Source organism: Shewanella sp. 125m-1 (assembly GCF_052977065.1).
In genome coordinates this window covers 78,642-100,210 of sequence record NZ_JBRILT010000008.1, presented here as the reverse complement: position 1 = coordinate 100,210, position 21,569 = coordinate 78,642, and the positions used below count along the sequence as shown (strand labels likewise).

The 21,569-nt window shown below is 44.2% G+C and carries 15 protein-coding genes; 12 read left to right on the top strand and 3 right to left on the bottom strand.

From position 1 onward, the window contains the following. Window positions 1–127 precede the first annotated feature (127 nt). The 12 genes from ACVBIK_RS06135 to ACVBIK_RS06080 all read left to right on the top strand — a co-directional run bounded on the left by ACVBIK_RS06135 (window position 128) and on the right by ACVBIK_RS06080 (window position 14,695). Window positions 128–1,174 (top strand): isoaspartyl peptidase/L-asparaginase family protein, encoded by a 1,047-nt coding sequence (locus ACVBIK_RS06135; protein ID WP_447164069.1) that lies wholly within the window; start codon window positions 128–130, stop codon window positions 1,172–1,174. A gap of 352 nt (window positions 1,175–1,526) precedes the next feature. Next, on the top strand, window positions 1,527–1,895 hold the full coding sequence (locus ACVBIK_RS06130) for a hypothetical protein (protein ID WP_447169302.1): 369 nt from the start codon (window positions 1,527–1,529) through the stop codon (window positions 1,893–1,895). Between the two features lie 288 nt (window positions 1,896–2,183). Then, entirely contained in the window at window positions 2,184–2,639 is a 456-nt protein-coding gene (gpt, locus tag ACVBIK_RS06125) for a xanthine phosphoribosyltransferase (protein WP_447164070.1), read from the top strand. A gap of 263 nt (window positions 2,640–2,902) precedes the next feature. Next, a complete protein-coding gene (locus ACVBIK_RS06120; RefSeq protein ID WP_447159897.1) occupies window positions 2,903–3,319 on the top strand; it encodes a CBS domain-containing protein in 417 nt (138 codons plus the stop codon). Window positions 3,320–3,528: 209 nt separating this feature from the next. Continuing rightward, window positions 3,529–7,410: an ATP-dependent RNA helicase HrpA gene (gene hrpA, locus ACVBIK_RS06115; protein ID WP_447164071.1), complete on the top strand. Its 3,882-nt coding sequence runs from the start codon at window positions 3,529–3,531 to the stop codon at window positions 7,408–7,410. A 567-nt stretch (window positions 7,411–7,977) separates the two neighbouring features. Further along, window positions 7,978–8,136 carry a periplasmic nitrate reductase, NapE protein gene (locus tag ACVBIK_RS06110; protein ID WP_012155661.1) on the top strand — a complete coding sequence of 53 codons (159 nt, stop codon included), beginning with the start codon at window positions 7,978–7,980 and terminating at the stop codon, window positions 8,134–8,136. Window positions 8,137–8,175: 39 nt separating this feature from the next. Beyond that, window positions 8,176–8,433 carry a chaperone NapD gene (locus ACVBIK_RS06105; RefSeq protein WP_447169301.1) on the top strand — a complete coding sequence of 86 codons (258 nt, stop codon included), beginning with the start codon at window positions 8,176–8,178 and terminating at the stop codon, window positions 8,431–8,433. Window positions 8,434–8,435: 2 nt separating this feature from the next. Next, window positions 8,436–10,925, top strand: coding sequence for a nitrate reductase catalytic subunit NapA (gene napA, locus ACVBIK_RS06100; RefSeq protein ID WP_447169314.1), 2,490 nt, complete (start codon window positions 8,436–8,438; stop codon window positions 10,923–10,925). A gap of 11 nt (window positions 10,926–10,936) precedes the next feature. Continuing rightward, window positions 10,937–11,422 (top strand): nitrate reductase cytochrome c-type subunit, encoded by a 486-nt coding sequence (locus ACVBIK_RS06095; protein WP_447164072.1) that lies wholly within the window; start codon window positions 10,937–10,939, stop codon window positions 11,420–11,422. An 8-nt stretch (window positions 11,423–11,430) separates the two neighbouring features. Continuing rightward, entirely contained in the window at window positions 11,431–12,030 is a 600-nt protein-coding gene (locus ACVBIK_RS06090; RefSeq protein ID WP_447159893.1) for a cytochrome c3 family protein, read from the top strand. A 159-nt stretch (window positions 12,031–12,189) separates the two neighbouring features. Then, on the top strand, window positions 12,190–13,893 hold the full coding sequence (locus ACVBIK_RS06085) for an ABC transporter substrate-binding protein (protein ID WP_447159892.1): 1,704 nt from the start codon (window positions 12,190–12,192) through the stop codon (window positions 13,891–13,893). Continuing rightward, on the top strand, window positions 13,880–14,695 hold the full coding sequence (locus ACVBIK_RS06080) for a substrate-binding periplasmic protein (protein WP_447159891.1): 816 nt from the start codon (window positions 13,880–13,882) through the stop codon (window positions 14,693–14,695). Before ACVBIK_RS06085 ends, ACVBIK_RS06080 begins: the two co-directional genes overlap by 14 nt. A 20-nt stretch (window positions 14,696–14,715) precedes the next feature. On the opposite strand, the gene ACVBIK_RS06075 is transcribed toward ACVBIK_RS06080, so the two are convergent. The 3 genes from ACVBIK_RS06075 to recB form a co-directional block, all read right to left on the bottom strand. After that, on the bottom strand, window positions 14,716–15,717 hold the full coding sequence (locus ACVBIK_RS06075) for a D-alanine--D-alanine ligase (protein WP_447164075.1): 1,002 nt from the start codon (window positions 15,715–15,717) through the stop codon (window positions 14,716–14,718). A 168-nt stretch (window positions 15,718–15,885) separates the two neighbouring features. After that, window positions 15,886–17,892, bottom strand: a complete 2,007-nt coding sequence (gene recD / locus ACVBIK_RS06070; protein ID WP_447159889.1) for an exodeoxyribonuclease V subunit alpha — start codon at window positions 17,890–17,892, stop codon at window positions 15,886–15,888. Continuing rightward, on the bottom strand, window positions 17,889–21,563 hold the full coding sequence (gene recB, locus ACVBIK_RS06065) for an exodeoxyribonuclease V subunit beta (protein ID WP_447169313.1): 3,675 nt from the start codon (window positions 21,561–21,563) through the stop codon (window positions 17,889–17,891). The genes recD and recB overlap by 4 nt, the downstream gene beginning before the upstream one ends. Between the last annotated feature and the right edge of the window lie 6 nt (window positions 21,564–21,569).

Genomic DNA, 21,569 nt, shown 5'->3' with positions numbered 1-21,569 from the left:
CCTATTGTCACTAGAATAGTGCACTCAAGCAAGTTGCTGATTGTAATTATGGCCGAAAATAGTTACAAAGAGAGCAAATAAATATAATTGGGTGCGGTTTGTGAAGTATCAGTCGTTCAGTTCTACAATGTTGGTTGTTTTATCGTCATTCTTGTCTGTAAATGTGGTGGCCAGTGATAAACCATTCTCAATTGCGATTCATGGTGGTGCGGGCACTATTTCCAAGGCCAATTTAACCGCTGAGCAGCAAACTGCGTATCGGGAAAAATTACAACAAGCTGTGGATGCTGGCTATGATATTCTCGCTAAAGGTGGCGACAGTTTAGTTGCTGTTCGAGCGTCAATAAATATCCTAGAGAATAGCCCACTTTTTAATGCTGGACTTGGCGCTGTGTACACTTATGATGGCAGCCACGAAATGGATGCCTCTATCATGGACGGTAAAACCATGAATGCTGGGGCTGTCGCAGGGGTAAGACACATTAAAAACCCTATCGATTTGGCTGTAACCGTCATGGAGAAATCTCCCCATGTGATGCTTGCGGGTCAGGGCGCTGAAGAGTTTGCCTTAACTCAAGGCTTCACGTTAGTACCGGCTAATCACTTTGACACAGAAAGTCGTTATCAACAGTTAAAAACTGCCAAAGGAAAAATCCAAAAAGCGGAGTCGAATCCAGATTATCAAGCCAGTACTGGCGCTAATATGCACCATAATTATCAGCAAAGCGCCCTTGATTACAGTGAGTTTGACTATAAATTTGGCACGGTAGGCGCAGTAGCCTTAGATCAAGACGGTAACCTTGCAGCCGGCACCTCTACGGGCGGTATGACGGCTAAACGCTTTGGCCGTATTGGTGATTCGCCTGTGATAGGTGCGGGAACTTATGCTGAGAACGGTGTTTGCGCAGTCTCGGCAACGGGCCATGGTGAGTATTTTATACGTTACCACGTGGCAGGCGATATTTGTGCAAAAGTGAAATACCAAAACAAGTCCATTATTCAAGCGGCCGATGAAGTGATAAATCAACGTTTGATCACGGCTGGTGGCACAGGCGGTGTGATTGCAATCGATCAACGAGGTAATATCGCAACCCCTTTTAATACCGAAGGCATGTACCGAGCGACTCGAAAAAACAACGAACCTGCGCAAGTGATGATTTGGTCAGATCTTTAATGTGAAGTGATGTGCACGGAAGGTAAACGATTTCCTATCGTGCACCTCTATTTACGATATTTTAAAGCGAAGCAATATTATTCCTATAGAGGGTTAAACCTAGAGAAAATGGCTAGAACAAGGAAGCTAGAAAAAGGGATTTAGGTAAAGGGAAAAACGCGACGACTCACTTAAGAAACTCGCTCATAAATACCTACGTAAATAAGTGACTGCTAAAGTGAGTGTTTGCTTAAACGAGTACGAGCTCAGATAAGCGAGTGTTTTAGTAAATAAGTACTTAAATAAATATTCACTAATGTAAAGAGCCACTAGCTTATATAATGTAGCTAGATTTTGACTGTTTAAGCATTTTATGACGAAGCAAACTATAGCTGTTGAAACCGCTCCTAAAACAGCTCCTACTCCTAATAAAGAGACTAAGCCCGATCGTGCCACGGCTATGCTAAACATTATTGAGCAGGTTAAGCAGCAGCTCCCATTATATGAACCTGAAACTTTTGTCTGCGGCCCAGATGGCAGCTGTATAGGTTGTCCGAAGAAACTCATAGAGTTAGTGGATAGCGAATTAAGCTACTGGGAGTCAGCAATATCAAATGGCAGAACCCCCCAATTTGATGAAATACGCCGCTTTGGAAAATTGTGCAGCAGTGTAAAGCGTGGCCTGGCCCGTAATGGTGTATTAGACAAATATCAACAATTAAAAAGTGCTGATCTAAAATAGCTTACCCATGCCTAGCAATTTTTAGCGCAAAATACTCATTTCCTAAACCTCGGCTCAACGTGTTTATAATCATGGCACCAACAAATTGATTAACAAATATCTATACAATGAGACCGATAGATTAACGCTTTGGCATTAACGCGAGTCGTTAGCTGATGTCCAATGACCCGTTAGTTAAAATATGTGAATTGGGTCACGAACTTATATTTGTATGGTTTTGAATAAAAAGCCAAAATGCCGCGCAATCTCTTTCCCCTAAAATAGCGTATTCGCATAAAAAGGTTGCACATGAGCAAGAAATTTCTGATCACTTGGGATCAAATGCAAGGTTATACCCGTGAGTTGGCTGAGCGCCTGTTACCTGCACAGCAGTGGAAAGGCATTATTGCAGTTAGCCGCGGTGGTTTAGTACCTGCAGCCATTTTGGCTCGTGAATTGGGCATTCGCCATGTCGATACGATCTGTATTTCAAGTTACGATCACGACCACCAAAGAGAAACGAAGATCATTAAGCAAGCGCCTGGCGATGGCGAAGGCTTTATTGTAATCGATGATCTTGTTGATAGTGGCTCAACGGCTAGAATCGTACGTGATATCTACCCTAAGGCTAAGTTTGTCACCGTTTGTGCAAAGCCTGCGGGTAAACCTTTGGTCGATGACTATATTGTCGATATCGCTCAAGATACCTGGATTGAGCAACCGTGGGACACTGGCGTAAGTTTCAGAGAGCCACTTTGTAAATAGCTCAAGCTTATCGTTATTTTAAAACCGAGTTGATAACAACTCGGTTTTTTATTGCCCAAATCTTAGCTCACTAAGCATTCGTTTGTTTTTAATCAGTTACGTTTAAGTTCATTACAGTAATGCTTTCTATGGATAGTTTATTAATCGTTTTCTTTGTTATTCCTATGGAATTGCTTGCAACTGTTAATCTTATCTGTTTGATCCTGCCCTGAATTGGCAAATGTTAGCTAAACTAAAAAAGAGTAGCTAAATAGGGGACTGAAATGGATTCAATCAATGTAGAAGAACATATGGATCGCCAGCCAGTGTTGTTATCGCCTTCCATGTCACTAGCAACAGCAGTAGAACGTCTTTTGGATAACAAGAAACTGGGCGCCGCAGTGGTCGAAGATGATGGTCGGTTAGTGGGTTTTTTATCGCAGCAGGATTGCCTTGCTGTGATGCTCAAAAGTAGTTATCACTGCGATTTAACTGCAATCGTCAAAGATTGTATGCGTACCGATGTATTATCTGTGACTCCAAGCACCAGTGTATTGCAGTTAGCGGAGCAGATGTTAGGCCCTAAGCCAAAAGTATACCCGGTAATTGAAGATGGCAAAGTGGTTGGCACCATTAATCGGACCAATGTATTGCAGGCGATTAATACCTACATGCAGCAGTGTTATCTAACGCCAGCTTAAAAACTTTAGCACCGAGTTTATGGGTCTGTGATATTGAGAGTTGGCGGCATTGCGGACTCTCTTTTCGTTTTAGCGACAGATCATACCTCATTAGCTCAAAATCTGCCGAGTTAGCCTTACTAAGACAAAGTATTTTTAAGCCAGCTATACCAACATCCTGCGTTCCTTGCTAGGATCACTCTCCTTCGTCCTGGCTATGGAATTTGCACTTGAGTTCGCAACAGCATCCTTTATCTAACGCATTCTTAAAACACTGTTATGAAGCTGACGCCGCCAAAATTAGGCGTCGTCTTTTTAGGCTTAGAAAAGAGCCTGACTCAGAGGCAAAAACAGCCACTCTTGAACAGCTCGAGCTGTTAGCACTAGAGTCGCGTCAAAAAGTCGAACTGCGTTTGGCTAATCGCCCAAAAATCAGCTACCCAGATAGTTTACCTGTATCGCAAAAACGTGATGAGATCAGCAATGCGATTTCAGGCAATCAAGTGGTGATTGTCGCGGGCGAAACGGGCTCAGGTAAAACCACTCAGCTGCCTAAAATTTGTTTAGAACTGGGTTTAGGGTCTCGTGGCCTTATTGGTCACACCCAGCCGCGTCGATTGGCTGCGCGAAGTGTTGCTACGCGAATAGCTGAAGAGATGAATACACCTCTTGGTGAGGCGGTGGGCTTTAAAGTACGTTTTGCCGATGCGATTAATAATGACTCATATATTAAGTTAATGACTGACGGTATTTTGTTGGCTGAATTAACCAATGATAAATACCTCAACCAATATGACGCCATCATTATCGATGAGGCTCACGAGCGAAGCCTTAACATCGACTTTATCTTGGGCTATTTGAAAAACGTCTTAAGTAAACGTCCCGATCTTAAAGTGATTATTACCTCTGCAACCATCGATGTTGAGCGTTTTTCAAAGCACTTTAACAATGCCCCCGTGATTGAAGTCTCAGGACGTACTTATCCTGTTGAAACGCGATATCGCCCGTTGGTGCAAGACCAAGATGAGGATCTTGATCTTATTGAAGGTATTTTTGCCGCCACCGATGAACTGATAAATGAGGGTCTAGGCGATATCTTGATCTTTATGAACGGTGAGCGAGAAATTCGTGATGTTGCCGAGCAGCTAAACCGGCGTCAGTATCGCGATACAGAAATTTTGCCACTGTATGCGCGTTTGTCTTATGGCGAGCAATCAAAAGTCTTTAAGAGCCATGTGGGCCGTCGCATTGTACTTGCAACGAACGTCGCCGAAACCTCGTTAACGGTTCCGGGTATTCGTTATGTCATTGACCCGGGTACAGCGCGTATTAGCCGATATAGTTACCGCACCAAAGTACAGCGACTACCGATTGAACCTATCTCGCAAGCAAGTGCCAACCAACGACAGGGGCGTTGTGGTCGTGTCGCGCCAGGTATTTGTATTCGATTATATAGTGAAGATGATTTCATCTCACGCCCAGGCTTTACCGATCCTGAGATCCTACGGACCAACTTAGCCTCTGTTATTTTAAAGATGCTGTCGATTGGCCTTGGCGATATCGAGGGGTTCCCGTTTATTCAGCCACCTGATGCGCGCTACATTCGTGACGGCTTTATGTTGCTTGAAGAGTTACAGGCGGTAGTTAAGAAGAAAGATCAGCTAAGTTTAACACCACTTGGGCGTCAGCTTGCTCATATCCCTGTGGATCCGCGTCTTGCACGTATGGTGATTGAAGCGCAGCAAAATGGTTGCTTGCATGAATCACTGGTGATCACTGCGGGCCTATCTATTCAAGATCCACGCGAACGGCCAATGGACAAGAAGCAAGCGGCAGATCAGGCCCATAATCGCTTTAGTGATAAAGACTCAGACTTTGTTTCATGGCTAAACCTGTGGGATTACCTAAAGCAAAGCCAGAAAGAGTTGTCGAGTAGCCAGTTTAGAAAGCAGTGTAAGAGTGAGTTCCTCGCCTATTTACGCGTTCGTGAGTGGCAAGACCTTTACACCCAGCTCAGGCAAGCGACCCATGAGCTGAAATGGAAGCTAAATGCGCCGACTGAAGAGCTCAATTACGAAGCGTTGCATCGCTCATTACTGACAGGGTTACTGAGTCACATCGGCTTTAAAGATAAAGATAAAGAGTATTTAGGTGCGCGCAATCGTAAGTTTTTTGTGTTTCCAGGATCGCCGTTAGCGAAAAAAGGCCCTAAATGGATAATGGCAGCAGAGCTGACTGAAACCTCACGTTTATTTGCCCGTTGCTGCGCTAAAATTCAACCTGAGTGGGTTGAGCCTTTGGCTACGCACTTGGTGAAGAAGAACTATGTCGAGCCGCATTTTGAATCCAAGCTTGGCTCCGTAGTCGCGCTAGAAAACCAAGTGCTCTATGGCCTGCAAATAGTGAACCGTCGTAAGGTGCAATATGGCCCTGTGGAGCCGGTTGAAGCGCGCGAGATTTTTGTGCGCTCGGCACTTGCTGATGGTGAACTCAGAACTAACGAAGCTTTTTTCATAAAAAATCAAAAGTTGTTGTTAGATATTGAATCGCTAGAGCACAAATCACGTCGGCGTGACATTTTGGTAGACGAACAAGCTTTGTATGCGTTTTATGAGCCGAAAATCCCTGATGGCATTTACAATGCGCCTAAGTTTTTAAAGTGGTGGAAAGACGCTAAAAAGACTACGCCCGATCTATTGGATTTCGAACGTGAAACCTTGATGCAGCGTAGTAGTGATCATATCTCGCTATTGGATTTTCCTGAGAAATGGCATAAAGGTAATTTAATCCTCAAGGTGAGTTACCACTTTGAACCATCGACAGCCGATGATGGTGTCTCTGTGCATATTCCTGTCGCGTTGATCAACCAAGTCGATGAGACGGATTTTGACTGGATTGTACCAGGGCTGCGTGAAGAGAAATGCATCGCGCTAATTAAGTCTTTGCCTAAGGCGCTTCGACGTAACTTTGTGCCAGCACCTGACTATGCAAAGGCGTGTTTACAAGCGATGACGCCGTTTGAGTTGCCATTAATCGAGGCTATGTGTAAGCAACTGCTGCGAATGAGTGGTACCCGTATTTCGCCCGATGATTTTGACTCGACTCAGTTTGCTAAACACCTTTTAGTTAACTTTAAGGTTGAAGGTGACAAGGGGAAGTTGCTCGCTGAAGGGCGAGATTTAGAGACGTTAAAAGCGAGCATGCAGGGCCAAGTTGTAGAGGCTATTCGTCAAGTTGCTGACTCAGGTATTGAGAAAAAAGGACTTGAGCTATGGAGCTTTGGCGATCTACCTAAACAGTTTGAACAAAAGAAAGGTAACTTTGAAGTTAAAGCGTTTCCGGCACTGGTGGACGATAAAACATCGGTATCGATCAAATTATTTGATGACGAATTTGAAGCACAAAAACAGCATCGAATTGGTTTGCAACGTTTACTGTTACTCAATATTCCATCACCGGTAAAACATCTGCAGAAATCACTGCCAAATAAAGCCAAACTGGCGATGTATTTCAATCCCTTTGGCCAAGTGAATATCTTAATTGATGATATCTTGTCGGCAGCTGTGCAGCAGTTACTGGATGAGAAGGGCATTGATGTGCGCTCACAATCCGCCTTTACCGAGGCTAAGGATTGGGTTAGGCAAGAACTGAACCCGACAGCAGAAAAGATAGCGTTAAAAGTTGAAGAGATCTTAACGATTTTCAACCGCATCAAAAAGCGCCTTAAAGGTAAAATCAGCTTGGATATCGCTTTTGCGATGAGTGATATTCAAAGCCAATTAGACCAACTGGTGTTTAAAGGGTTTGTTGAGCAGTCTGGCTGGCAGCGTCTTGGTGATCTTAATCGTTACTTGAAAGGGATTGAAAATCGCTTAGAGAAGTTGCCGGTTGACCCAAATCGCGACAGGATCCACATGCACAGCATCAATAAGGTGCAAGAGGTACTTAAGGCGCAAATGGCAAAGTTGCCTAAATCTATGCCGGTACCAGATGAGCTGATAGAAGCGAGATGGATGATTGAAGAGTATCGAGTATCTTGTTTTGCACAGGTTTTAGGTACGGCTTATCCTATTTCGGAGAAGCGTATTTTGAACCAGATAGCGCAGGTATAAGTTAACTCAGTAGCACCTGATTAGCACTGAAAAACGCACGGCTCATAGTCGTGCGTTTTTTTATAGATAAAAGTCCGCTTCCCCATCGTTTTTGCCCCAGCTTTATTTTCTTGCTTCAACTCTGCTGCAATACGGTTGTCCATTCGCCTTTAACCACATCCCCTAATAGTCACCTGTACGTTTTTTGCCCATTATTAAAATATGCTTAATACCTCTTAGTGAATACTTTGTTAAAAAACTAAGTGGTTTGTTCGATATTCAACCTGGTTTGCATCGTTATTTAGAATCTTATGAATAGCTTAATGAGTGGTTTTGTTGGTTAATTAATCGGTTTATGTGCTTAGGAAGGGTGTTCTTGATAATTCTGGTTTAAAAATGATGATCTAGATCAACTCGGGTATGGTTTTACCGAATTGTGGGTATACATAACATTGTTAACTTATTGATATCATTTTAAGCAAGATGAAAGTACATAGTGAATGGCTGTGATAGGTCGTTAATTTTCTAGCTTTAACCTAAATCAGTGCCCAATAAAAATGTTAAATAGCCCCACTTGCTGGAGGATTTATGAGTTCCACACCAAATGATGAGAAAAAACTAGAGTTTAGAATATTCATTTTTCTAACTGTGTTTCTCGCCCCACTTTTATCTGTTTTGCTTGTATCAGGCTTAGGCTTTGCGATTTGGTTTAGCCAAATTCTAACCGGTCCACCGGGTGCTGGTTAAACCCATAAAATTAAATATATAAATAAATGAGTGATATTGATGAGCATTGAACTTCACGTAACAAGCTTGGTACTCCAAGTGCAACCAGAGCAGATGTCCGAGGTTAGGCAAGCCATTATAAAAATGGCAAATGCAGAACTATCGGTTAATAACGAAGTTAAATTGGTCGTAGTGCTAGAAGGTGCAAGCCAGAAGTCATTAATGACAGATATCGAAACGATTAATGCTATCCCAGGTGTGCTATCGGCTGCAATGGTTTATCACCAAAGTGAAGTGCTTGAAGAGGGGAAACAATGAAAATGAACAGACGTGAATTTATGAAAGCTAACGCCGCATTAACAGCTGCGAGCGTAGCAGGTTTAGCTTTACCCGCAACGGCGAGTAACCTGATCACAAGTTCTGAAGAAACAAAACTCGAATGGAACAAGGCACCGTGTCGTTTTTGTGGTACGGGCTGCTCGGTGATTGTCGCGACACGTGACGGCAAAGTGGTTGCAACACACGGTGATGCAGAAAGTGAAGTGAATAAAGGCCTGAACTGTATTAAGGGCTACTTCCTATCTAAGATCATGTACGGTAAAGATAGACTTCAAACGCCGATGCTGCGTATGACAGATGGTAAGTACGATAAAAACGGCGAGTTTACGCCAGTTTCTTGGGATACTGCGTTTGATACCATGGCACAAAAGTGGAAAAAAACCATTAAAGATAAAGGGCCAACAGCTATCGGTATGTTTGGCTCAGGTCAATGGACTGTCTGGGAAGGTTATGCCGCTTCAAAATTAATGAAAGCGGGCTTTGGCTCAAACAACATCGACCCTAACGCACGTCACTGTATGGCATCTGCGGTAGGCGGTTTCATGCGTACCTTCGGTATCGATGAGCCAATGGGTTGTTATGATGACATGGAAGCTGCCGATGCATTTGTGCTTTGGGGCTCTAATATGGCTGAAATGCATCCTATCTTATGGAGCCGAGTGACCGATCGTCGCTTAAGCGCGCCACATGTGAAAGTTTCAGTGCTATCGACCTTCGAGCATCGCTCATTTGATTTAGCCGATTTGGGAATTGTATTTACGCCGCAAACTGATTTAGCCATGCTGAATTTTATTGCCAACTATATTATTCAAAACGATAAAGTTAACTGGGACTTTGTTAATAAGCACGTTAACTTCCGCAAAGGCGAGACCGATATTGGTTATGGATTGCGCCCATCTCATCCACTGCAACAAGCGGCTAAAAACGTTAAAACCGCGGGCGACTCAACGCCAATCGACTTTGAGGCATTTAAAGAGTTTGTAGCAGATTATGATGTGAAATCTGTCAGTAAACTTTCTGGTGTACCAGAGCATAAATTGATTGAACTGGCTGAGCTGTACGCCGACCCTAATACAAAAGTCACCTCATTTTGGACCATGGGCTTTAACCAGCATACGCGGGGAGTGTGGTGTAATAACCTTATCTACAATATTCACCTATTAACGGGCAAAATCTCAACGCCGGGTAACAGCCCATTCTCGCTAACCGGTCAACCATCAGCATGTGGTACAGCGCGTGAGGTTGGTACGTTCTCACACCGGCTACCTGCTGACATGGTTGTTAAAAACCCAAAGCACAGAGCGATTGCTGAGAAGATTTGGCGGATCCCAAGTGGCATTATTCCGCCAAAGCCGGGCTATCATGCTGTCGAGCAAAATCGTCGCTTAAAAGATGGCGATATCAATGCTTATTGGGTGCAGGTAAATAACAATATGCAGGCAGGCCCTAATATTAACGAAGAAGGTTTACCGGGTTATCGTAACCCTGAAAACTTCATTGTGGTGTCTGATGCTTATCCAACTGTGACCACGCAGGCTGCCGACTTAATTTTACCAACAGCGATGTGGGTAGAAAAAGAGGGCGCTTACGGTAACGCTGAACGCCGTACTCAGTTCTGGCATCAGATGGTTAAAGCGCCTGGTGAGTCTCGTTCAGATCTTTGGCAGTTAATGGAGTTCTCGAAGCGTTTTACCACTGATGAAGTGTGGCCAGCAGATGTGCTTGCCGCTAATCCTGAGTTTAAAGGCAAAACGCTATTTGAAGTGCTTTATCAAAATGGCAATGTTGAGAAGTTCCCATTGTCTGATCGTGATAGCAAATACATGAATGATGAAGCTGAAGACTTTGGCTTCTATGTGCAAAAAGGCCTATTTGAAGAATATGCCACCTTTGGACGAGGTCATGCTCATGACCTAGCCCCATTTGATACCTACCATGAAGTGCATGGTCTGCGCTGGCCGGTAGTGAATGGCAAAGAAACTAAATGGCGCTTTAGAGAAGGAAGCGATCCGTATGTGAAGCCAGGTTCTGGTTTTGAGTTCTACGGTAAGCCAGACGGAAAAGCGGTTATCTTCGCATTGCCATACGAACCCGCAGCAGAGTCGCCAGATGAAGAGTTTGATATCTGGCTATCAACCGGTCGAGTGCTTGAGCATTGGCACTCAGGTTCAATGACTCAGCGAGTCCCAGAACTGTATCGTGCTTTCCCTGATGCGGTTTGTTTTATGCACCCACAAGATGCTAAGAAGCGAGGGTTACGCCGTGGCGATGAAGTTAGAGTCATCTCTCGCCGTGGTGAGATTAAGACCCGGGTTGAAACACGTGGCCGTAATAAGCCACCAGTTGGATTAGTTTTTGTGCCTTGGTTTGATGCAAGTCAGTTGATTAACAAAGTGACCTTAGATGCTACGGATCCTTTGTCAAAGCAAACAGACTTTAAGAAGTGCGCAGTGAAAATCATCAAGGCATAAGGAGAAAGATCATGAAAACATTAACACAAGTCTCTGTCGCTGCTTTGATGAGTTTCTCTTTAGCGAGTGGATTTAGCGTAGCTGAGCAGGCAATTCCAGCCGATAAAATAGCAACATTACGTGATGCACCGCTCAATGCTGAGCCTACACCACCGGCAATGCAAAAAGTGATTAACTCAGATGTTAAGGAAGTGCGTAACTATCCAATGCAGCCGCCTGTCATCCCCCATAAGATTGATGGTTATCAGGTCAACTTAAAGGTGAATAAGTGTATGTCTTGTCATGCTCGCAGCCGAACGGGTGACTCACAAGCGCCTATGGTCAGCGTGACCCACTATATGGATAGAGAGAATAATTTTCTCGCGACATTATCACCAAGACGATACTTTTGTACTCAGTGCCACGTACCACAACTGGACGCTAAGATTTTAGTGCCGAATGAGTTTGTGGATATGGACCAGTTGATGAAAGCCGATTCTAATAAAAAAGCGCACTAGGAGCCGTTATGCTAGCAAAATTACGTTCCTCCCTTAATCAGGTTTGGACAGTGCTTAGAAAGCCTAGTGTTCATTATAGTTTAGGCTTTTTAACACTCGGTGGGTTTGTTGCTGGGGTGATTTTCTGGGGGGGATTTAACACAGCCCTAGAAGTGACCAACCAAGAAGCGTTTTGTATTGGTTGCCATGAGATGGAAAACAACGTTTACCAAGAGATGCAATCTACAATTCACTTTACTAACCGAAGCGGAGTACGTGCAACCTGTCCTGATTGTCACGTGCCTCACAACTGGACCGATAAGATAGCCCGTAAGATGCAGGCGTCTAAAGAAGTTTGGGGCAAGGTGTTTGGTACGATCAGTACCCGCGAAAAGTTTGAAGAGAAACGCCGTGAACTTGCAGAGCATGAGTGGGCGCGTTTAAAAGCAAATGACTCGCTAGAGTGTCGAAATTGCCACAACTTTGACTACATGGACTTCACTCGTCAATCACCGCGAGCGGCTAAGATGCACTCCACCTCTTTAGCCAGTGGTGAGAAGACCTGTATCGATTGCCATAAAGGCATCGCCCATCACCTTCCTGATATGCAGGGGATACAAGGCTGGTAAGCTTTGTATGAAGGGGATGGTCTGAAAGTAAAAAGCCAGCGCAAATTGCGCTGGCTTTTTACTTATTTTCCTTTACTTTATTAAGTTATCATCGGATGACTTTGTTTTTTAACAATAGACAAAACAATTCATTTCAAATCACTATCAGGGAGCAGATAGGTGATTCAACAGTGCTTATTACGCAATTCTTTATTCAGTCTGTCTTTATTTTTAGGCCCCGCTTTTGCCAGTGACAATCAAGATGCCGCTGAAGGTTGGGTTGCTAAATCGTTTCAGCCATCGACTCTGACGAAAGCTGAGCAGATGCAAGAGATGCAGTGGTTTATTGATGCTGCTGAACCTTATCGACACCTCACTATCAGAGTGACCTCTGAGCGGATAGCTACGCATATTTATGAATCAGAAGTCTTAGCAAAAGCATTTTATGAGATAACTGGGATCCATGTTATTCATGAAGTGACTGGGGAGGCTGATGTTTTGCAAAAAATGTCGATACAAAATACCACTAATCAAAATTTGTATGATGGCTATATCAGTGACAGTGACCTCATTGGTACCCATTTCAGGCAAAACTATGTAGTGCCTTTAAGTGACTTTATTATTGGTTCGGGTAAAAAAGTCACCTCTCCCACAATTGATTTATCAGACTTCATTGGTTTGAGCTTTACAGCCAGTCCGGGTGGTAAGTTATATCAGTTACCCGATCAGCAATTTGTGAACCTGTATTGGTACCGAAAAGATTGGTTTGCTAGACCAGAACTTAAAAACTTATTTAGCAGCTTGTACGGCTATGAGCTAGCAGTGCCTCAAAATTGGCAAGCCTACGAAGACATTGCCGAGTTTTTTAGTGAAAAAGTTAAAGTTATCGACGGCAAGCGAATTTATGGCCATATGGATTATGCTAAAAAACATCCTTCCTTAGGCTGGCGAATATCTGATGCTTGGCTTTCCATGGCGGGGGTAGGTGATAAGGGACTCCCTAATGGTAAACCAGTCGATGAGTGGGGGATCCGTGTTGAAGACTGTCACCCCATTGGCGCGAGTACCTCAAGAGGTGGCGCGCTCAATAGCCCAGCAGCTGTTTATGCGGTTGAAAAATATGTCGATTGGCTTAAATATGCGCCACCAGAGGCGAAGGAGTTGTACTTTTCACAATCTCTTGGCTGGGCTGCGAAAGGGGTGATTGCCCAGCAAATATTTTGGTATAGCGCTGGCATTGAAAATTTTGTCATACCGGGCTCAACGCTCATAAATGAAGATGGTACGCCAAAGTGGCGCGTAGCCCCCTCGCCAGTAGGAAAATACTGGCAAGAGGGGATGAAGTCGGGTTATCAAGATGCAGGTGCTTGGACTTTTTTAAAATCGACACCATTAGAAAGGCGGCAAGCTGCTTGGCTCTACGCCCAATTTGTTGTTTCAAAAACCGTGAGTTTAAAGAAGTTTCTTAAGGGCTACACTCCAGTAAGGTTATCGGATCTTGAGTCGAAGCAAGTTACTGAACTCGCTCCCTATTTAGGTGGCTTAATTGAGTTTTATCGCAGTCGTGGGCGCCAAGTCTGGACTCCTACAGGTAATAATGTTCCCGATTACCCTGGTATTGCTAAATATTGGTGGCGCCATATCGCAATGGTTGTCGAGGGCGATAAGACCGCTCAGCAAGCGTTAGATCAAATGGCGCAGGTCGTTGACGAGCATTTAGCCAGTCTTGAGCATAGTGATATGCAACGGTGTGAACCTAAATTAAATCCCATCACAAGTATTGAAGCTTGGCTTGAAAGTCCAGGCGCACCTAAAATGATAAACAATGACAAACCAAAGGGACGGACATTACCTTATGAGGAGGCTATACGTGTTTGGCAATAATATTTGCTGGCCAGTCTTATTGCTGATGGCTTTCTCTGTGCAGGCCCATAGTGTGGTGACACCAAGCGATAGTTTCACGGTTAGCACTACGCAGCAAATGACCTTGCCATTTGATGCAGAACAGGGGGCGAAACAGTTTAGTTTGCAGGTATTAACCTATCAAGCACAGCCATTTGCTTATATAGAACTCGGGGCGCAAAAAGGCTTATTGGTCGAGTTACTCGCAGAGTTATTTGAGCGTGCGCAGTTAGATTACCAATTGACGTTTGTCCCGTTAAAGCGGGCATTATTGACGACGCTACAACATGATAATTACTGCGTTACTCCGGTTGAGCGGAGCCAAGAACGAGAAGCAAAATATCAATGGATAAGCCCTATGCTGATCTCTCGATACGGGCTTTTTAGTTCAGACAGTCAAAAACTTTCGTTGGCTAATTTAAGTGATGCAAAATCGTTGACCATAGGTTCTTACTTAGGCAGTGGCATTGCTGAATATTTATTGGATTTAGGTTATAACGTCGAATTGGCATCGTTACGAAGGCAAAATATTAAAAAACTGCAATATAACCGTATTGACTTAATGGCGTCGGAGTTAATGAGTGCTCGAGAAGATATGCGAGTGATGAATGTCGAACTGGGTGAGCCGGAGTTGGTATTTTATACTTCAATACAAGCAATGGCGTGTAATATAGGTTTAACTCCTAGGGTAAAAAACCACCTCGACGCAGCCTTATTGGCAATGTATCAAGATGGTTTTATTGATGCTTTATACTTACGCTATGGTGTCAGAATTAGTTTATAGCGGTCTTACTGCCAGCGTGACTATTTAAGCTGCGCCATGATGTTACCTGATAGATATTCTGCAAAGTTATGACCGTGGTTTTGCAACATCTTAGGGAACATAGAGATCTGTGTTTGCCCTGGAAAGGTATTGATCTCGTTTAACAAGATCTCATTGTCATCAGTTAAGAAGAAGTCAATTCTCGACAGGTGTCTTAACTTCATGCCTTTAAAGACTTTTATTGCATAGTCTTGAATTTGCTTAGCAATAACCTCATCAACATCGGCTTCAATCACTGTTTGTGCTTGGCTATTTTCAGCATACTTTTCATCGAAGCTATAGAAAGTGTTACTGGCACAAATGATCTCACCCGGTTTAGTGGCGATGATTTCACCGTTCACTTCATAGGTGGCGACTTCTAGCTCACGAGCGTTAATGGTTTTTTCAACCACAACATAAGGTGAATACTTAAATGCCTCTTCTAAAGAGCTTGATAGTTGCTCTTTATTATCAACGCGATAGCAACCAACCGATGAACCTTGTGATGCAGCTTTGATGAAAATAGAACCCCACTTTTCTAGTGCAAGTTCAGTCTCTTCAATGGCTTGTTGATTAAACTCGTTTAGGAAAATATACGGCGTATTAGGGATCCCCAGCGCAGTGAACCACATTTTGGCGGTGACTTTATTGAAGCAGTTACTGCTCGCCTCTGAGTCACAGCCAAAGTAAGGAAGGTTGATTAACTCAAAATAAGATTGAATATCTCCCGTTTCGCCTGGATAGCCGTGAATGCAAGGAATTACGTAATCAACATCCCAAGGTGTTTTGCTCTCATCGTTGAAGCGAATTTGTTTACTGTTAGTCAACTCGCAAAGCTCACCCGATTGAGTGTGGTATTGGCCTTTGGCATTGAGCTCGACTCGCAGCACATTGAAGTGTGGTTGAGTCGCTAATTGAGCTTCGAAAAAATTGGCTGATAAGAGTGAGATACTGTGCTCATCGCCACCGCCGCCACACAATAGTAATAAATTCTTTTGGATCATTTTGTCTCCACCTGTGACCTCTATTTAATTACTCGCTCACTATGGCCTAATCACTTTTTAATGCAAGTTTTGCCGAGCCGATTTCGCTTAAATGCTGCTTTTGTATTCGAGTATTTATCATAATTTACATGCTAATTCTATTAATACTCAGCATGTCGTCTATTTGGCTTATTCATCGCGCCATAATCGCTGAGCTAAGCCCGATGCTCGCTGGGTTAGGCAGGTGCTTGCGTGTTCAAAAACCTTTTGGGTGCCTAGGCAGGTAAAGTGGTGCTTAGCGCGAGTAATGGCCGTATAAATTAACTCTTTAGATAGTAACTGTTGCTGGGCAATACTGGGTCTTATCGGCAATACCAATGAGACATGGCTAAACTCACTGCCCTGGCTTTTATGTACCGTCATGGCATAGCAGGTTTCGTGGCTTGGCAGTCTTGCGGGTAATACTTTCAGTAAGCTACCGTCCGCTTGAATGAAATGTGCCATTAAGCGGCCCGTTGCACTGTTACTATCGGGTAAAATAAGCCCAATATCACCGTTAAATAGCCCAAGATTGTAATCGTTACTTTGAATAATAATTGGCCGTCCGGCGTAAAACTCCTGTTCTGGATTGATTAGACCTTGCGCGGCGAGTGCCGTGGTCACACCTTGATTGATCCCCTCGACGCCATATTCACCCGCTCGCATAGCACATAAAATACGGTATTGATTAAAGCGGTCAATAGTCGCTTCAGCATCACTATCAGTTTGATTCGCTTGTGTTTGACCGCTAATTGTTTGGCGTATAGCAGCTAAATAAACACCATATTGTTCAACAGCCTGAGCCAATAGGCTCTCAAGTCCAATGTTGCTCTGGGAACTGGCATTTTGTGGGTTGACTAATCCATGCTCTATCCACAGTAACTCCTGATAGCCTGTTTGCCATACCTGCGCAATACGAGCAATATTAGAGTGATTCACCGCTGCTGCGAGTTGGCCAATGCCGGCGTCGCCTTTGAAACGATGACTGTGCATTAACATACAAAGGCTGTCGCCAATCTGGGGGTTAGGGTTGATAAACTCAGATAACCCCGTGTGAGTTAATTGACTCAGTAGCGTTGCCTGGGATGGTGAATAGCGCATATGCCAGCGGCTCTGCTTAGTCGTTTTAGACACTTGCTTCAAACCTTGGCAAATATCAGCGAGTACCGCACCGGCTTCTACCGAGGCCAGCTGATCTTGATCGCCAAGTAAAATGAGTCTGGCGTGCTCTGGTAGTGCAGATAACACTTTGTGCATCATAGGTAAGTCGACCATAGAAGCTTCATCGATAACCAAGAGATCGAGCCTTAACTTATTATCTTTATGGTGCCTAAACTGGTGTGAATTAGGAATAACGCCTAATAAGCGGTGTAAGGTGGCCGCTTCTTCAGGAATATTGGCAATATTTTTATCTAGATCAGCAACATTAGCTTGGCTTAAATCATTAGCAAGTCGCTGTTTTGAGGCCTTAATAGACTCACTTAACCGCGCAGCCGCTTTACCGGTTGGCGCGACGAGTCGAATGGTTAGCTCTTGCCTTGAGCACAACAAATACAGCAGCTTAGTGACCGTGGTTGTTTTACCTGTACCGGGGCCGCCGGTTATGACCGCTAATTTCTTGGTCATTGCTGTCGCAGTCGCAATTTTCTGCCAGTCATATTGTAACTCGGTCTGGGGGAACAGCTTAGACAGTAACTCGCTGGCTTGCTCAATATTACTGTTGCTGTTCTCACTAGATTGCGGTGAATGGGCTAAACGTTTGAGCGCGCCTGCGACCTCTTTTTCGTAGTAATAATACCGCTGTAGATAAAGGTTACCTTTATCAATAATAAGCGGCTTAAGATTGTCATCTTCTGGGGTGCCGATAGCATCGAATGCTAATAACGTTTGCTCAAGCAGGCTTTGCTCTATGTTAATTTGGCACTGGCTCGTTTGTTCTTTAAACGGATTGGTTAAATCGATCTGTTTAAGCGGCAAGCAAGTATGTTGGCTCGATAGGTGTTGGCTAACAAGCGCACAGATAAGTGTAAACAGTGGTGATGACTCATGATGCAGCTTGGTCATCTCAAGCGCAAAATGGCGATCCAGAGAAGTGAGCAGTCGTTCATTTTGCCACAGTTTCAAAAGTTCATTAATTGGCTGAGTCGTAACTATCATTTGAGCTCCGCAGAGGTATTATCTTGTGCCATTGAGTCAGTCTTATTGTGTTCTGTTACCGTGTTTGCAAATAACGCATCAAGTTTTTCGATAAGTAATTTTGGCGGCTTGTCGTAATACACCCCCGATTGCGGGCTATTAACAGACATACCTCTTAAAAACAGATAGAAACTGCCACCCATATGCAGATCGTAATCGTAGTTTGCCATACGCAGAGAAAGATAGCGGTGTAGGGCAAGCGTGTAGATAATATATTGCAGATCATAGCGGTGAGAGCGAATGGCTTGCTGCATATTGGCGAAATGGTATTGGCTTAAGTCATCGCCTAGGTGGTTCGATTTGTAATCGGCAATAAAGTACTGATTGTTATGCTCAAAGGTTAAATCTATAAAGCCTTTTAACATGCCTTGTAAATCATCAAAACTCAGGCCTGCGCTATAACCAAATTCAGTCAACAGGCTATTGAGCTTATCGGCATTAAGCGCAGATATTGGCAGATAAAACTCCATTTCAACCAGTTTATGCTGTGATGATAACTGCGCTAGCTTCAAAGAGTCATCGGCGGCGAGGGGAGCGCTCAATAAGTCGAGATACCATTGTTTAAGCACCTCACTCCAAGTTTCGTCTATGCCATATTTACTCATGGCAATAGGTAATTGCTCATCTAAGTCGGTTTCGGCCTGCGTAAAATCAATTAGCTCTAACACTAAGTGCATAAAGCTACCTGCATTTGCCCCGCGCTCAAAGGTAAAACGAGAAGGGGTGTTATCGACTTCATCGATAATGACATCCACCTCAGGAAAGACTTCATCATCTGCACCTGGTAACACTTTCTCATGAGCTAAGTGTTTTACAAGGCCAGAGTAACTGCCTACTCGCCAAGGGGTAAGATGTGGGCGCTTGAGCACTTTAGGGGCAAAGTTAGCCTCTACAGACTCCTCTTTAGCCAGAATAATGGGCTCAGCAGTGAGCTCATCTTCGCTGCCTGCAGCGGCGAGTTCCTGTAAGCTGATGGCATCGGGTTTTGAGGCTTGCAATCGTTTAGCTTGAGCAAGTAGCCTGTCATAATCACAGGCTTTATCTTCAATCCCAAGTAGGTAGCCGATAGCGGTTTCATGCAATTGACTGCTCATACCTGACTTTTTAGTAAAGCGGCTGTGATTGGCAATATACAGATAGCACTTAAGCACCGGGCGAGTTAGCGCGACATAGAGCAAGCGCAGATCTTCGGCCAAGGTTTCACGTTTTTGATGTTCCCAGCCAGCCTCGCTCTGCTCAATATCCCAGATAAGTTTATTGTTATCGTGATACAGCATAGGCGATGGTTTTTTTCGATTATCACGGCTTAAGCTGACAAACGGTACAAAACAGATAGGGTACTCAAGCCCTTTACTCTTATGGATTGTCACAATCTGTACGAGGTTTTGTTCACTCTCTAAACGTAACTGGGCGTCTTCGTTTGGTTGATTTTCGATCAACGCTTGTTCGAACCAATTAATGAGTGCGCTGCTGCCATCGAGTTCGGTGGCTTTTTGCTGTAGTAGCTCACCGAGATGCCTAAAATCTGTTAAGCGTCGCTCACCTTCTTCTGCATTTAGCAAACGCTCGATGATCTGAGTTTGGCTAGCCAAGGTCAATAACGCGGGCATAATGCCGCGCTTTAGCCACACTTGATGCAGCTGCGCAAATTGCTCGAGCAATGTTTGGCGCTTATCTTCGTCTTGATTGAAGTGATGAATCGCCTCGGCACTGTAACCTAATAGTGATGTAGCTAGTGCACTTCTTAATGCGCGCTCATCTTTGGGATCAGCCATAGCATAAAGCACTAACGCCATTTCTCGGGCTTCTAAGGTATTAAAAACGCTGTCACGACTTAAAAATACCGCACCAATTTGGCGTAAGTTTAATGCTGACTTTATAACATTCGCTTCATGTCGGTCTCTGACCAATACGGCGATATCTTTGGCTTTGAGCGGTTTATCGCCAATGGTGCAAATGTTTTGCTGTGCATCTGTGAGCAATAAAGCAATTTCATTGGCGACGTCATCGGCTAATAGCTGTCGAGCCGTGGTTTTATTGAGGCCTTTTTCGCTCTCTTCGCTTAATAGTCTAAGTCTTAATGCGCTGTTATCCGCTAGTTGCTCTTTGAGGATTTTTTTATCAGCAAAACTGGATGCTTTGACGGGTTCGAACGGAATAGACTGACTAATAAAAGGGTCTGCTCTGTGGCTAAAAATCCCATTAACGGCATCAACCATCTGCTTATTCGAGCGATAGTTAGTGTCTAAGTTGTAATGCTTGGCTGTTTGTTCTCGCGCCTGAATATAGGTGTGGATATCGGCGCCGCGAAATGCGTAAATCGCTTGTTTTGGATCGCCAATCATCAATAAACTAAGTTTCTCCTGTTGCGCCGAGGCGCTATCAGGATCCGTGCTTTGATAGATGGAGTTAAAGATCTCAAACTGTAACGGATCGGTATCTTGAAACTCATCGATTAATGCCACCGGAAAGCGCTGGCTAATACAGCGGGCTAAGATATTGTCTTTTGATACACTAAGCGCACCAGCAAGGGTTAGCAACAAATCATCAGGTGTAAGCAAGTTGCGCTCAAGTTTTTGCTTGGCAAAACGCTTGGCAATGCCATCTCTGGCGCAATAAAGAAAGCTTGGAATTAAACTGGCGATTAACTGAGTGAGCCGCTCTATATGATCCAGCATAGGTGCTTGCTGAGCGGTGGGGATCTCTCCGCCCTTATTCAATTTCAGGCTGTTAAGTGATAACGCTTCAAGTGCCTTTGCCGGTGGGAGACCCTGGCCAAAGGCTACCCAGTTATCGAGTTCATCGAGCATCTTTGCAAGCTTTGGATAGCCGTCTGCTTTTTTACCGAAACGTGCCCCGTTCAGTGGCAATGCGTGTAACAGGGTTTCAGTTTGTTCGCGATCCTTTGGCCAACTCAGTTTAAAGCGGCTGAGACTTTGAGTGAGGTTGGCTTCTAGCTTATCAAAGGCTTCAGGTTGAGGCTGGGCAATGGCATTGCTGGCTCCCAGTAGTGGCCTGAGTTGACGTGATAATACATCCGGCTCACTAAATTTTGACTGGATAACATGGGCTAAACTGCCATTTAGTGGATAGCACTTTTCACGCCAAAAATCTCTCACCGCATGGTGTAAAAACTCGCTATCATCTAGGGTAAATTCAGACTCAAATAATAAAGAAGATTCAAAGGCCATATCAGCTAAAATACGCTGACAAAAACCGTGAATAGTAAAGATAGCGGCCTCATCGAGAGATTTAAGCGCCAAGTCCAAGCGTTTACGGGCGATCGGGAGCGCAGTTTCATCTGTTGCAACGTAAAGCGCATTGATTAACTCATCATCGACCTCTAGGCCGATAAAGCGACGATAGGCGAGTTGGATCTTTTTACGAATACGATCCCTTAGCTCACCTGTGGCGGCATTCGTAAAGGTGACCACCAAGATTTGCTCACAGGTTAGCGGTGACTCAATACCATGACCAAGCAGTAAGCGCACGTACAAACCTGCAATGGTAAAGGTTTTACCTGTCCCCGCACTGGCCTCAATTAAGCGGCTGCCGCCAAAAGGCAGTGTCAGGGTATTTAAAGGTTCTGTCACGATAGTGGCTGTAATGGACTGCTCTATTGTACAAGTCATATATTC